Raw genomic sequence first — 13,687 nt, forward strand, 5'->3', positions numbered from 1 at the left:
CCCCCCCCCCCCCCCCCCCCCCCCCCCCCCCCCCCCCCCCCCCCCCCCCCCCCCCCCCCCCCCCCCCCCCCCCCCGCGCCCCCCCCCCCCCCCCCCCCCCCCCCGCCACTCTGTTAAAGCGTTATCTCAGCCGCGGCGACCGCACACCGGCCACGCACCTCGGCCCTGGCTGTGCAGAACGTTCTCGGCCACACGGATCTGCTCATCGCGTGACGCCAGGTGTGGCGAGCCCTCGCCACCATTGGCACGCCAGGTGCCCATGGTGAACTGCAAGCCGCCGTAATAGCCGTTTCCGGTGTTGATCGCCCAGTTGCCTCCGGACTCGCACTGCGCGACCGCGTCCCAGTTCATGTCATCAGCTGAGGCGGTACCGGTGCCGACGACCAAGGGAGCCACTACTGCGGCGCCACCGATCGCGGCCATTCCAACGGAGCGTGCGAGCGTCTTTCGGAGTTTGTACAACAGTTTTCCTTTCGCCGTGCGCGCGCCGAATGTCATCCCGTAATCGGGGAAAGGGTTCCGCCTTGCCGGGGCCGCGGATTCGGGTCATGCCGTCTCGGTCAGGCACGACAGCGGGAGCCGGCCGGCATCACCGGCGCCGGCCGGTGATCCGCAGAAGGTCCGTCCCGGACCTCCCGGCCCCGCACACACGCAGGGTTCGAATTTGTGGAGTTATAGGTGGAGATGTTTGCTCCCAAAGGGAACGGGTAGGAACCTACGGAGCCGATCAAGTGAAGTCACATCAGCGACACGCTTATCTCGGTTCAATAACGGGATGGTTACGAGAGAAAACTATGAGTTGTCTATGCAGGTCAGACCGCTGTTTGACAGCCAGGCATTACATTGACTTGCACGTCAATTTTGTGATTTAAATCACGCACTATTTGTGGCCTGGGACACAGGTTTTTGATAACGCAAGAGACCGAATTTCGCGAGTTAGGCACATTCTCAACAGACAAACCAGCCTCAATCGCCCCACTGGTCCCGCAATCAGGTTGCCCGCGAACACTTTTGCGCATGACGCACGCATCATGGGCGAATCACTTCGGACCCCGCTCGGGTGGGTCTCACACTGTTCGCTCTGTCCCACGGACGGCCGCTTGACACGCTCGCCGCACCATTCTCAGCCTGCAACGCACCGAATCGAAATCCCTGCATGTCGCCACCAACCCCCGAATGCGGCCAGCGAAACATGTTGTAGCGCAGTGGATCTTGCGGTGCTCGACGCGTGAATTGGCCGCCACAGAGATCTCAGCTAAATCGGATTGCCTAATTCACTCGGAATTGCGCGCAAATGACGATTTAGCCGGCGATTTGCTGCTGAAGGTCGGCCGGAGAATTGACGTTCGCCAGCGCCGGCCCGGCCGGTACCACGATTCGCTGGGTGACGACGGTCTCGGCCAGCGCCCGCATGCTGCGTTCGCCCGCGGCGACCAAGGCATCGATGTGGTCGGCGAGGTCGGTGCGGTAGATGCCGGCGAGGTAGTGATCCCGGCCGTCCCAGGGCAACACGATGTCGACACCGTCGTGGCGGCTCAGCTCGTCGAGGACGTCGGTGCTCAGGAATGGCATGTCGACCGCACTGACGAACGCCCGCTGCAGGCCGGCCGCCGCGGCGGCCCGCAGCCCACGGCCGGTGGCCAGCAGCGGCCCCACGCCGCGAGCCTCGTCGCGCAAGACTTGAGCGCTCAGCGCCGGAAGCGCCTGCCCGGGAGCCGCGATCACGAACACGGGTGCACAGCGGGAACTGACGACATCGACGGTGTACTCCACCATCGTGACGCCGCCGTCGGGATGCGCGAGCGTGGCCTTGTCCCGGCCCATTCGGCGCGACGCCCCACCAGCCAGCACAACGGCGGCCAGCGGGGCGGGCGTGCTCACGATTCGGTCTAGGCTCGGCTAGTCAACGGTCCAGGTGTCGCGACCGCGCAGTAGCGACTGCAGCGCGTTCCGATCATGGGGCGTGGCTTCGCGTGCCATCCGGACCTGGTCGCGGGCGGCGTCGTCATAGGTGGGCCGGCTGACCTGGCGGAAGACACCCATCACGGTGTGCTCCAGGTTCTGCTCGGACAACCGCGACAGCGCGAAGGCGTAGGCCGAGTCGGCGATGGTCGCGTCGTGCACCACGATGTCGCTGGCCGCGACGTCGGCGGTCTTGGCGACATCCAACCCGAACCCGGTCTTGACCACGCAGTACTCGCCGTTTGCGCCGAACGTGACCGGCTCACCCTGGCGGACGTTGATGATCCGCTCCTCAGCGCCCTCCTTGCGGAGCAGGTCGAAGGAGCCGTCGTTGAAGATCGGGCAGTCCTGCATGATCTCGACCAGCGCGGCACCGCGGTGCTCGGCGGCAGCTTTGAGCACCTCCGAGAGACCCTTGCGGTCGGAGTCCAGCGCCCGGCCGACGAACGTCGCCTCGGCACCGAGAGCCAGCGACACCGGGTTGAACGGATAGTCCAGCGAGCCCATCGGGGTGGACTTGGTGACCTTGCCGACCTCAGAGGTCGGGGAGTACTGCCCCTTGGTCAGACCGTAGATCCGGTTGTTGAACAGCAGGATCGTGATGTTGACGTTGCGGCGAAGCGCGTGGATCAGGTGGTTGCCACCGATCGACAAGGCGTCGCCGTCACCGGTGACCACCCAGACCGAGAGGTCCGGGCGGGCCAACGCCAAGCCGGTGGCGATGGTCGGAGCCCGACCGTGGATCGAGTGGAAGCCGTAGGTCTCCAGGTAGTACGGGAAGCGACTCGAGCAACCGATGCCGCTGACGAACGCGATGTTCTCCCGGCGCAGCCCCAGATCCGGCAGGAAGTTGCGGATCGTGTTGAGGATGACGTAGTCACCGCAGCCCGGGCACCAGCGCACCTCCTGGTCGGTGGTGAAGTCCTTGGCTTTCTGCGGCTCGTCGGTGGTCGGCACCCATGCCGTCTTGGACACACCAGGTGCCAGCAGATCCGAGCCGATCAGGTCAGTCATCCATTCACTCCTGCGCCAACTGTGCCGGTACTCACGGTAGCTGCCGCAAGTCTGGCAAATTTCGCTTTGTCGCTTTCCTTTTCGGCCAACGTCCCGTCCAAGGCGGCATCGATGATGCCCTCCAGTTCATCGGCCAGGAACGCCATGCCCTCTACCTTGGTCACCGATTGCACGTCGACCAGGTACGTACCGCGTAGCAGCAGCGCCAGCTGGCCGAGGTTCATCTCGGGAAGGACCACCTTCGGGTACTTGCGCAGCACCTCACCGAGGTTGGCCGGCATCGGATTGAGGTGGCGCAGGTGAGCCTGGGCAACCTTGATGCCGTGGCGACGAGCCCGGCGGCACGCTTCGCCGATCGGACCGAACGAACTTCCCCAGCCCAGGATCAGCAGCTCGGCGTCACCGGTCGGATCATCCACCGTGATGTCGGGCACCGTGATTCCGGCGATCTTGGCCTGCCGCAACCGGACCATCAGGTCGTGGTTGGCCGGCTCGTAGGAGATGGCGCCGGAGCCATTGGCCGACTCCAGGCCGCCGATTCGGTGCTCCAGCCCGGGGGTGCCGGGGACCGCGAACTGGCGTGCCAGCGTCTCGGGGTCGCGGGCATAGGGCTGGAAATCCTCACCGGCCTTGGCGTAATTGGCCTCGATCGGCGCGAACGAGTCGATGTCCGGGATCCGCCACGGCTCCGAACCGTTGGCGATCGCACCGTCGGACAGCAGGATGACCGGCGTCCGGTAGGTCAGCGCGATGCGGGCGGCCTCGATAGCGACCTCGAAACAATCCGAGGGGGTGCTGGCTGCCAGCACCGCGACCGGCGATTCGCCGTTGCGGCCGAACATCACCTGCAGCAGGTCGGCCTGCTCGGTCTTCGTCGGCAGGCCGGTGGAGGGGCCGCCGCGCTGCACGTCGATCACCAGCAGCGGGAGCTCGGCCATCATGGCCAGGCCGATGGCTTCGGACTTCAGCGAGATACCCGGGCCCGAGGTGCTGGTGACGCCGAGCGCGCCGCCGTAGGACGCACCGATGGCCGCGCCGACACCGGCGATCTCGTCTTCGGCCTGGAAGGTCAGGATGTTGAAGTTCTTGTGCTTGGACAGCTCGTGCAGGATGTCCGATGCCGGCGTGATCGGGTAGGTGCCGAGCACCACCTGGGTGTCGGCGAGCTGGCCGGCGGCGATAACGCCGTAGGCCAGGGCGGTGTTGCCCGAGATCTGCCGGTATTCGCCCGGAGCCAGCTTGGCCGGGGAGATCTCGTAGGTGGTGCCGAATGCCTCGGTGGTTTCGCCGTAGTTCCAGCCGGCCCTGAGTGCCACGACATTCGCCTCGGCGACGTCGGGCTTGCGCGCGAACTTCTCGCGGATGAAGGTCTCGCTGGTCTCGATGGGCCGGCTGTACATCCACGACAGCAGTCCGAGGGCGAACATGTTCTTGGCACGCTGGCCGTCCTTCTTGGACGCACCGATCGCCTCGACGGCGCCGAGGGTCAGCGTGGTCATCGCGACGGCCTGCACGACGTAGTCGGACAGCTCGCCGCTGTCCAGCGGGTTGTTCTCGTAGCCGACCTTCGCGAGGTTGCGCTTGGTGAATTCGTCGGAGTTCGCGATCACCAGACCGCCGCGCGGCAGGTCGCGAATGTTGGCCTTCAGCGCTGCCGGGTTCATGGCGACCAGCACGTCGGGACGGTCACCCGCGGTGAGGATGTCGTAGTCGGCGATTTGGATCTGGAACGACGAGACACCGGGCAGCGTGCCCTGTGGTGCGCGGATCTCGGCAGGGTAGTTCGGTTGCGTCGCAAGGTCATTGCCGAACAGCGCGGCCTCGGACGTGAACCGGTCACCGGTCAGCTGCATGCCGTCACCGGAGTCACCGGCAAATCGGATGACGACCTTTTCCAGCTTCTGCCGGTTGCCCGTAGCACCGGTGCCGTTGGGACCCACGTCCCCGCCTTTCGTCGTGTCCCTCCGGGTGTGAATTCCGCGTCGCTGTCTCAGGTGGACGCGCCGACGAAATCAACAGCCCAGGAGTTGCTGTCACTCGCAGTACCGATTATTGCACTTTCTTAGGCAAGCCAGACCACGGCAGAGCGATGACACGCCGTGCAGCCTGCGCAGAAGTCACAGCTCACAGACATGATGCACAGCCCGATGAGACAAAACTGTGGTGTTCGTCACTGATCGAGAACGTCATTCTCTAAGAGATTCAGCTACTCGCGAGTAGCTCTCAGTTCCGGCGCGCCCCCAGGCGTTTCTGGAGTTCGGTGGCGACGAGTTCACTGGCTTCCTTGGCCGCGGCACGGGGATCGGCGCCGGCCGCGCGATTCGCCACGTAACAGGTGGTGAACATGTCGCCGGCGCCGGTGGTCTGCACACCCTCGACGCGCCAGGCGGCGGGTACCCGCTCGCACGTGTCGCCGGTATAGATGTCGCATCCTTCGGATCCGTAGGTCACCAGGATCTCGGGCACGCCGAGGCGGGCGGCGGTGCTCTGGTCGAAGGGCCCGTCGGCGACGATGACGGCCTCGTCTTCGGCCAGCTTCAGGATGCTGAGGTGTTCGAGCAGCTCCGGTGGATAGTGGCGATCCACCACGAGCGGCCCGACCCGGTCGGCGCGCACAAGGCCCTGCCCGTCATAGGCGACCCGGTGGCCGCGCTGCGCCAGGAGCGCCAGTGTCTGGGCCGGAAAGTCGGTGCGCAGTAGCGGCGCGAGGTGCACCCACGTGGTATTGGGATCGGCCGCGTCGACCTCGGCCTGTCCCCACACCGGACCGATCGAGTCCACCGACATCCGCCGGTGATCCACGTCGTCGTAGTCCAGCCGGAACCCGCTCGTACAGTCCGCGGTCAGGATCCGGATCATTGAGCCGAAGCGGTCGAGCAGCGCGTCGAACAACGGCCGGTCCTCAGCGGCGGCCAGCGCGACGATGCTGCCCGGTACACCGGTGGCCGCGATGGCCACACCGGAGAAGGACGCGCACCCGCCGGGGGTCTTCGGCCCGCCGTTGATGACGTCGACGGCCAGGTTGCCCAGCACGGTCACGCCGGCGGCGAGCTCGGCGTGCTGTTCTGGCACGGGTGTCTCCTCGGAGTGTTTGGACATCTGGGCCTGTGGCGCATTCATCGTCGCCGTCGGCGCGGAATGCTAGTCGGGAAATCCTCGAATCAACGACTCGACGAGTTCAGCTCGGCAAGTTGTACGGGGTGATCACCTGGATCGGCACCGGGCGTGCAGGCTCGCTGGGCAGCGCCCCGTGCTGTTGCAGGATCAGGCGCATGGCCAGCCGGGCATCGGCCCGAAGGTCGTTGTGCAGCACCGCCGAGATCCGGCCCTCACGCAGCAGCCGCCGGTTGTCGGCGTCCAGGTCGTGGGCAAGAAAAACTCTGCAGACGCGTCCTACTGCGTCGAACGCGGCCACTGTGGCGGTGTTGCCGCCACCAACCGAGTAGACGGCCTCTACGTCCGGATGCTGTTCGAGTGCGTCGTGCACCAGTCGCTCGTTGGTGGCGTCGATACCGTCACTGCCGCTGACCTCGACAATGCCGCGCCCAGATTTGCGCAGTGCGGTCCGAAATCCGACCTCACGCTCGGCTTCCCCACGAAATACGTTGCGGCTCAGCGTGATCAGCACGTCGGCGGCCGCCGCACCCAGCCATTGGTCCATCAGATACGCGGCGGTGACGCCGGCTCCGTGGTTGTCGATGCCGACGTAGGCGCACCGCGAACTGGCCGGGATATCCGTCGTGTAGGTGACCACCGGGACACCGTTGGCCACCAGCCGGTCTACGGCCTCGGCGACTGCGGGCTCGTCCTGCGCCTTGAGCACCACGCCGTGACTGCCCTTGATCCGCGCGAGGATCTCGACCATCTGCTCCGTCGACCCGGACTCCCACAGATGAAATCTCGCGCGCAGCATGGCCGGTGCGAACGCGGGCAACTCCGCCTCGACAGCGGTGCGGAATGCGTCGGAGAACCGCTGCGGGGTCTGCATCACCACATCGAGTAGATAGCGACGGCCGTTGAGCCGCAACTGTGCTCGCTGTTTTTCCAGATCCGCGATCGCCTGCATCACCTCGGCGCGGGTGGCCTCACGCACTCCCGGGCGGTCGTTGAGCACCCGGTCGACGGTGGCCTCGGACAGCCCGGACTGCTGGGCGATCTCGCGGACCTTGAATCGGTGCGCCATGGCTCGCAACACTACCGCGTGATGGGTTTTTGATGGATTTCTGGTGTTGATCGCGGCCTCAGTCACAGCCAGACTTGCTGGCATGGTCGACGTGAGCGCATGGGTGCAGCCGTGGTTGGACGAGGCGGCATTCCAGCTCGGCGAACTGCGGTCGCTGACTGACCGGGACACCGACCTCGGTGCGTATCCGCATGCCGCCGAGGTCCGGCACAACGTCCTGGTCTACTCCGCGGCCGAGATGGCGCGCGCCGACCGGCGGGCGCTGCAGGCCGAACTGATAACCGCGCTGGCCGACGGGCCCGGCGTCGTGGTGTTCGCGGGCGCATTTCCCGATGCCGTCGTCGATGCGGCCAGTGCCGCGTTCGGCGACCTCATCGGCGCCCAGCGGCAGGCCGGCGGTGCGGCCGGCGACCACTTCAGCGCGGCCGGCGCCAACGACCGGGTATGGAACGCCGCCCAGAAGCTCGCGCTGCACTCCCCCGCGGTCTATGCCGACTACTACGCCAACGACCTGCTGGCCCTGGTCTGCCAGGCCTGGCTGGGCCCGCGCTATCAGGTGACCTCTCAGGTCAATGTCGTCAATCCCGTTGGCGCGGCGCAAATTCCGCACCGCGACTACCACCTCGGCTTCGTCGACCCCGGCCAGCTCGCCGACTACCCGACTCATGTGCACCGGTTGTCGGCAACGCTGACCCTGCAGGGCGCGGTGGCGCACACCGACATGCCGCTCGAGAGCGGGCCGACGATGCTGCTGCCCTACTCGCAGCTCTTCGAGGGCGGCTATGTGGCGTTCAACCGGCCGGAGTTCATCGACTACTTCGCGGGTCGCCGGGTGCAGATCCCGCTGAGCAAGGGTGACGCGGTGTTCTTCAACCCCGCGCTCTACCACGGCGCAGGGTCGAATACCTCTGTCGATGTGCGGCGGATGGCCAACCTGCTGCAGATCTCGTCACCGTTCGGCCGCGCGATGGAAGCACTCGACCGCACCGCGATGGTGCGTGCGGTGTATCCGGCGCTGCGCGCCATGAAGGCTGCGGGTCGCCCGGTGGCCGAACTGCTCAACGTGGTGGTGGCCACGGCCGAGGGCTACCCCTTTCCCACCAATCTCGACCGCGACCAGCCGATCGGGAGTCTGGCTCCGCCCAGCCAGGTCGATGTGGTGTTGGCCGCCTTGGCCGACGACCTGACCTCAGACGAACTCGATGTCGCCCTGGGCGACCAGAACGAACGGAGAATTCCATGACCACACTCGGTGTCATCGGCCTGGGCCGAATCGGTGCCTTCCATACCGAAACGCTGAGCAGTCTGCCGGGCCTGGACGGCTTGGTGATCACCGATGAGCGTCCCGATGTGGTTGCGCAGGTCGCGTCGAAATACGGTGTCCGGTCGGTGGAATCGGTTGAGGCACTGTTGTCGTCCGGTATCGACGGCGTCGTGGTGGCTGCAGCCACTCCGGCTCACGCCGAACTGACGCTGGCCGCGGTCGAACGCGGACTGCCGACGTTCTGCGAGAAGCCGGTGGCCTCCACCGCTGTCGAGAGCGCCAAGGTCGCCGACGCCATCGCGCTGGCCGGTGTGCCGGTGCAGATCGGGTATCAGCGCCGGTTCGACGCCGCGTTCGCCGCCGCCAAGGCTGCTGTCGACGGCGGTTCGCTGGGCGCGCTGCACACCATCCGCAGCACCACGATGGATCCTGCTCCCCCGCCGATGGATTACATCGCCGGCTCCGGTGGCATCTTCCGTGACTGCGCGGTCCATGATTTCGACATCGTCCGCTGGATCACCGGGCAGGAGGCCGTCGAGGTCTACGCCACCGGCACCGTGCAGGGCGACCCGTCGTTCACCGAATACGGTGACGTCGACACCGCCGCCGTGGTGGTCCGGTTCGACGGCGGCGCCCTCGGAGTCATCTCCAATGCGCGCTACAACGCCCGCGGCTACGACTGCCGCCTGGAGGTGCACGGGTTCAACGACTCCGTGGTGGCCGGCTGGGATGAGGGTGTTCCGATGCGAAACACCGACCCCCGCAACGACTTTCCGACCGGACAGCCGCACCATTTCTTCATGGACCGCTTTACCGAGGCGTTCCGCGCCGAGCTCAGCGGTTTCGTCGACGTCGTCAAGGGCGCACCGGTACACGGTGCAACCGTGGCCGATGCCGTCGAGGTCGCCTGGATCGCCGAAGCCGCCACCGAGTCGCTGCGCCGCGGCGCACCGGTTCGCATCGAGGAGGTACGTCAGTGAAAATCGCCGGAGCCCCCATCTCGTGGGGCGTGTGTGAAGTGCCGGGCTGGGGCTATCAGCTCGATCCCGAGCGGGTGCTCTCGGAGATGGGTCACGCGGGACTGTCGGCCACCGAACTCGGACCGGAGGGCTTCCTGCCCGCCGATCCGACCGAGCTCATCGCACTACTCGGCGCACACGGCCTGAGCTGTGTCGGCAGCTTCGCGCCGGTGGTGCTGCACGACGCCGCCCACGATCCGGTGCCCGACGTGGCAGCAGTGCTGGAATCTCTTGTGGCGTCGGGTGCGTCGATGCTGGTTCTGGCCGCAGCCACCGGCGCAGACGGGTACGACACGCGCCCAGACCTCGACGACGCGCAGTGGTCGACATTGCTGAACAACCTGGATCGACTGGCGGCCAACGCCGCAGATCACGGCATCACCGCGGTACTGCATCCACACGTGGGAACGATTGTCGAGAAGGGCCCGGAGGTGGAGCGGGTGCTGGCCGGGTCGTCGATCTCGCTGTGCTTGGACACCGGCCATCTGCTGATCGGCGGGACCGATCCGCTGGAGCTGGCCCGCGCGGTACCCGGCCGGATCGCGCACACCCACCTCAAGGATGTCGACGCGGAACTCGCCGGGCGCGTGCAGTCCGGCGAGCTCACCTACACCGAAGCCGTCGCGCAGGGCATGTACACCACCCTCGGAACCGGTGACGTCGATATCGCCGGTATTGTTGCGACATTGCGGGACAACGGTTTCGACGGCTGGTTCGTGGTCGAGCAGGACACCATCCTCGACGGCGAGCCGCATGGTCAGGGACCGTTGCGCGACGTGCTGGCCAGTGTCGCCTATCTTCAGCGCGTGGTGGGCGGCGTGCCGGCATGAGCCTGCGGATCGGCGTGCTCGGGGCGTCCCGGATCGCCGAACACGCCATCGTCGGGCCGGCCCACGAACTGGGCCATCGACTGGTGGTCGTGGCCGCCCGAGATCCTCAGCGGGCCAAGGAGTTTGCTGACACCCACGGGGTTGAGCGGGTTGCCACCGGGTACGCCGATGTGATCGACGATCCCGAGGTCGACGTCGTCTACAACCCACTGGCCAACGCACTGCATGCGCCGTGGAATCTCGCGGCGATCACCGTCGGGAAACCAGTGCTGACCGAAAAGCCGTTCGCGCGCAACCGATCCGAGGCCCAAACCGTCGCCGACGCCGCGGGCCGAGCCGGCGTGAGTGTCCTCGAGGGTTTCCACTACCTGTTCCATCCGGTTAACCAACGGATCTTCGAACTGGCCGCCGACGGCGCGCTCGGCGAGATCCACACTGTCGAGGTGCGGATGGCGATGCCGGCACCCGACGCCGGAGACCCGCGCTGGTCGCTGGAACTGGCCGGTGGGGCGCTGATGGACCTTGGTTGCTACGGCCTGCACATCATGCGACAGCTGGGTGCGCGAACACTGGGCCGGCCGGAGATCACCGCCGCACACGCCTCGCAGCGGAACCCCGGCGTCGACGAGTGGTGCGACGTCGAGCTGAGCTTCCCGTCCGGGGCCACCGGGCTGTCCACCAACAGCATGATTGCCGACGACTTTTCGTTCACCATCAAAGTGGTCGGCACCGAGGGTGACGCCATGGTGCACGACTTCATTCGACCGCACATCGACGACAGGATCACCATCCGCACCCCGGCAGGGACGTCGGTGGAGAACCTGGGCACCCGGTCGTCGTACAGCTATCAGCTCGAGGCGTTCGCCGCGCACGTGCTGAACGGCGCCGTGCTGCCTATCGGCCTCGATGACGCCGTACAGAACATGCGCTTCGTGGACACCGCCTACCGCGCGGCAGGGTTGCCCCCACGCTGAATCGTGCTCCACGGCGCGCGATCATCGGGCACGATGGCAGACATGCCGCAAGCCTTTCCCGAGGCCCACTGGGGACGAGAAGACATCTCTCCCCTGTTCAAGCCTGCGTACGCATTCGCCTCGACGGCACTGGGTTCGCGCGTCATCAAGGCGCTTGTCCCGCTCGATCGCCGCGTACTGCGAGCAACCAACGGTAAATCCACCTTGTTCGGGCCCACCTCGATGCCCGAGCTGCTGTTGACCACCACGGGCTGCAAATCAGGCCAGCCGCGGATCTCGGCGCTGAGCTATCTGCGGGATGGCGAGGCACTCATCGTCCTCGGGAGCAATTTCGGCGAGCAGCGCCATCCGGCGTGGAGTGCGAACCTGCTCGCCAATCCGGAGGCCGTCGTCGCGATCAACGGTATCGACGTCCCGGTGACAGCCACCCTGGTGACCGGGCCTGACCGCGACCGCGGATTGCAGCGCTTTCTGGCCTATCCGATGTACCAGTCGTACCGCACCCGCACCGACCGGGAGTTGCGGCTGTTCGCACTCACACCCCGATAGGTCAGCGACCCAGCTCGTGGGTGAGCGCCTCGAGCTCGTCGCCACCGGCCATCTCCTGGGTCAGATGCTCCAGAGTGATGTCGTCGTAGGTGCAGTCGAGCTTCTGGCGGCCGCGGTTGAGGAGCACGAAGTGGTCGCCGACCATGTGCGCGTGATGCGGGTTGTGCGTGATGAACACGACACCGAACCCGGCTTCTTTGGCGGCGGTGATGTACTTGAGCACCACGCCGGACTGCTTGACGCCGAGCGCGGCGGTCGGCTCGTCGAGGATCAGCACCCGCGCACCGAAGAACACCGCGCGGGCGATCGCCACACACTGACGCTGACCGCCCGATAGCGAGCCGATCGGCACGTCGACGTCGGGAAGATCGATGCCCATCTTCGACAACTCGGTGAGGGTGGTGGCCCGCATCGCGTCGGCGTCCAGCGACCAGGGGAAGCGCTTCTTACGAATCTCCTGTCCTAGGAAGAAGTTTCGCCACACCGGCATCAGGGGGACGACGGCGAGGTTCTGGTACACCGTGGCGATGCCCTTGCCCAAAGCCTCGGCGGGTGAGCCGAACCTCGTCGGTTCACCGTCGACCAAGAGCTCACCGTCGGTCTGCTGATGCAGCCCCGCGATGATTTTGATCAACGTGGACTTACCCGCACCGTTGTCGCCGAGGATGCCGGTCACCTCACCCGCGTGTACCCGCAGCGAGATTCCTTTGAGCGCGGTGATGTTGCCGTAGCTCTTGCCGACGTCCTTCAGTTCGACGAGAGGCACCTTGCCGCCGGATGGCGCTTCTTCAGTGGGACGATCCATGGTTGCGGTCACTTCTCTTTCACCTCTTGGCGGCGTAGTTACGGAAAGCGTTGTTGGCGATCACCGCGAACAGCAGCATCGCGCCCAGGAAGAACTTGAACCAGTCCGGGTTCCAGCCCGCGTAGACGATGCCCTGATTGGTCATGCCGAAGATGAACGCTCCGATCGCGGCGCCCACAGCGGTGCCGTAACCACCGGTCAGCAGGCAGCCACCGATAACCGCGGCGATGATGTAGAAGAACTCGTTGCCGATGCCCTGGCCGGACTGAACCGTGTTGAACGCGAACAGCAGATGCATGCCGACGAACCAGGCACAGAAGCCGACGAACATGAACAGGCCGATCTTGACCTTGGTGACCGGCACACCGACCGCGCGGGCACTGTCCGCGTCACCGCCGACCGCGAAGATCCAGTTACCGATCTTGGTCTTGAACAGCACCCAAGTGGCCACCGCGGTGAACACCAACCACCACACGACGGTGATCCGGATGCTCACGCCGAACAGGGTGAACGACGAGGCGAACACCTTTTGCGCCGAATCCCAACCCTGCATGTCGTTCACGCTCTGGGTGGCGACCTGACCCGAAACCAGCTTGGTCACAGCCAGATTGATGCCGGCGAGCATGAAGAAGGTACTCAACGTGATCAGGAACGACGGGATCTTGGTTTTCATCACCAGGAAGCCGTTGAAGAAGCCGACGGCCAGAGCCAGGATCAGCGCCAGGCCGGCGCCGGCCCACAGATTGAGGTGCAGGTTGTAGGACAACATCGAGGCGGCCAGCGAGCTGAACGTCACCGCGACACCCGTCGACAGGTCGAACTCGCCGCCGATCATCAACACCGCGACGCCACAGGCCATGATCCCGATGGTCGAACTGGCGTACAGAACGGTGGCCAACGAGGAGGCTTCCCGGAAGGGGACGGCCACGACCAGGAAGAAAACGAAGATACCGACAGCTCCGATACCTGCACCCATCTCGGGACGAATCAGCAGGCGTTGCAGCCTGTTTCGTTCCTTGACGCGTTCGTCGCGAACTACTTTGTGGTCAGCGACCTCAAGATCTGCTTGCGTAGTCATGTCGATTCC

Annotated in this window: 13 protein-coding genes; 5 read left to right on the plus strand and 8 right to left on the minus strand. The window is 65.8% G+C overall.

Annotated features, from left to right (window positions below; genetic code table 11):
- Nucleotides 1-126: 126 nt before the first annotated feature.
- The 6 genes from CG716_RS26040 to CG716_RS26065 form a co-directional block, all read right to left on the minus strand.
- Nucleotides 127-462 carry a transglycosylase family protein gene (locus CG716_RS26040; RefSeq protein WP_234818041.1) on the minus strand — a complete coding sequence of 112 codons (336 nt, stop codon included), beginning with the start codon at nt 460-462 and terminating at the stop codon, nt 127-129.
- 840 nt (nt 463-1,302) lie between these two features.
- A complete protein-coding gene (mobA, locus tag CG716_RS26045; protein WP_094484036.1) occupies nt 1,303-1,881 on the minus strand; it encodes a molybdenum cofactor guanylyltransferase in 579 nt (192 codons plus the stop codon).
- An 18-nt stretch (nt 1,882-1,899) separates the two neighbouring features.
- Nucleotides 1,900-2,976, minus strand: a complete 1,077-nt coding sequence (locus tag CG716_RS26050; RefSeq protein ID WP_094484037.1) for a 2-oxoacid:ferredoxin oxidoreductase subunit beta — start codon at nt 2,974-2,976, stop codon at nt 1,900-1,902.
- Nucleotides 2,973-4,916 carry a 2-oxoacid:acceptor oxidoreductase subunit alpha gene (locus tag CG716_RS26055; protein ID WP_094484038.1) on the minus strand — a complete coding sequence of 648 codons (1,944 nt, stop codon included), beginning with the start codon at nt 4,914-4,916 and terminating at the stop codon, nt 2,973-2,975. Before CG716_RS26055 ends, CG716_RS26050 begins: the two co-directional genes overlap by 4 nt.
- Nucleotides 4,917-5,199: 283 nt before the next feature.
- On the minus strand, nt 5,200-6,015 hold the full coding sequence (locus tag CG716_RS26060; protein ID WP_094484084.1) for a PfkB family carbohydrate kinase: 816 nt from the start codon (nt 6,013-6,015) through the stop codon (nt 5,200-5,202).
- A gap of 139 nt (nt 6,016-6,154) precedes the next feature.
- Complete coding sequence (locus tag CG716_RS26065; RefSeq protein WP_094484039.1) at nt 6,155-7,159, minus strand: LacI family DNA-binding transcriptional regulator; 1,005 nt, start codon at nt 7,157-7,159, stop codon at nt 6,155-6,157.
- 82 nt (nt 7,160-7,241) lie between these two features.
- On the opposite strand from CG716_RS26065, the gene CG716_RS26070 reads away from it, so the two are divergent.
- From CG716_RS26070 to CG716_RS26090, 5 genes are read left to right on the plus strand one after another with little or no spacing between them, the layout of a single operon-like run.
- Entirely contained in the window at nt 7,242-8,402 is a 1,161-nt protein-coding gene (locus tag CG716_RS26070) for a phytanoyl-CoA dioxygenase family protein (RefSeq protein ID WP_094484040.1), read from the plus strand.
- Nucleotides 8,399-9,403: a Gfo/Idh/MocA family protein gene (locus CG716_RS26075; RefSeq protein ID WP_094484041.1), complete on the plus strand. Its 1,005-nt coding sequence runs from the start codon at nt 8,399-8,401 to the stop codon at nt 9,401-9,403. Before CG716_RS26070 ends, CG716_RS26075 begins: the two co-directional genes overlap by 4 nt.
- Entirely contained in the window at nt 9,400-10,272 is an 873-nt protein-coding gene (locus tag CG716_RS26080) for a sugar phosphate isomerase/epimerase family protein (protein ID WP_094484042.1), read from the plus strand. Before CG716_RS26075 ends, CG716_RS26080 begins: the two co-directional genes overlap by 4 nt.
- Nucleotides 10,269-11,246 carry a Gfo/Idh/MocA family protein gene (locus tag CG716_RS26085; protein ID WP_094484043.1) on the plus strand — a complete coding sequence of 326 codons (978 nt, stop codon included), beginning with the start codon at nt 10,269-10,271 and terminating at the stop codon, nt 11,244-11,246. Before CG716_RS26080 ends, CG716_RS26085 begins: the two co-directional genes overlap by 4 nt.
- 33 nt (nt 11,247-11,279) lie before the next feature.
- Nucleotides 11,280-11,795 (plus strand): nitroreductase family deazaflavin-dependent oxidoreductase, encoded by a 516-nt coding sequence (locus tag CG716_RS26090; protein WP_094484044.1) that lies wholly within the window; start codon nt 11,280-11,282, stop codon nt 11,793-11,795.
- Nucleotide 11,796: 1 nt separating this feature from the next.
- Here CG716_RS26090 and CG716_RS26095 read toward each other — a convergent pair whose 3' ends face one another.
- Nucleotides 11,797-12,600 (minus strand): ATP-binding cassette domain-containing protein, encoded by an 804-nt coding sequence (locus CG716_RS26095; RefSeq protein WP_275987953.1) that lies wholly within the window; start codon nt 12,598-12,600, stop codon nt 11,797-11,799.
- A 19-nt stretch (nt 12,601-12,619) separates the two neighbouring features.
- Complete coding sequence (locus CG716_RS26100) at nt 12,620-13,678, minus strand: ABC transporter permease (RefSeq protein ID WP_094484046.1); 1,059 nt, start codon at nt 13,676-13,678, stop codon at nt 12,620-12,622.
- Nucleotides 13,679-13,687 lie beyond the last annotated feature (9 nt).

The sequence above is a fragment of the Mycolicibacterium sphagni genome (assembly GCF_002250655.1).
Taxonomy (GTDB): Bacteria; Actinomycetota; Actinomycetes; order Mycobacteriales; family Mycobacteriaceae; genus Mycobacterium; species Mycobacterium sphagni.

Excerpts from the sequence above, each read along its gene's own strand:
- CG716_RS26085 (WP_094484043.1), top strand. The coding sequence starts at position 10,269 with ATGAGCCTGCGGATCGGCGTGCTCGGGGCGTCCCGGATCGCCGAACAC.
- CG716_RS26090 (WP_094484044.1), top strand. The coding sequence starts at position 11,280 with ATGGCAGACATGCCGCAAGCCTTTCCCGAGGCCCACTGGGGACGAGAA.
- CG716_RS26065 (WP_094484039.1), bottom strand. The coding sequence starts at position 7,159 with ATGGCGCACCGATTCAAGGTCCGCGAGATCGCCCAGCAGTCCGGGCTG.
- CG716_RS26100 (WP_094484046.1), bottom strand. The coding sequence starts at position 13,678 with ATGACTACGCAAGCAGATCTTGAGGTCGCTGACCACAAAGTAGTTCGC.
- CG716_RS26050 (WP_094484037.1), bottom strand. The coding sequence starts at position 2,976 with ATGACTGACCTGATCGGCTCGGATCTGCTGGCACCTGGTGTGTCCAAG.
- CG716_RS26070 (WP_094484040.1), top strand. The coding sequence starts at position 7,242 with ATGGTCGACGTGAGCGCATGGGTGCAGCCGTGGTTGGACGAGGCGGCA.
- CG716_RS26075 (WP_094484041.1), top strand. The coding sequence starts at position 8,399 with ATGACCACACTCGGTGTCATCGGCCTGGGCCGAATCGGTGCCTTCCAT.
- CG716_RS26095 (WP_275987953.1), bottom strand. The coding sequence starts at position 12,600 with ATGGATCGTCCCACTGAAGAAGCGCCATCCGGCGGCAAGGTGCCTCTC.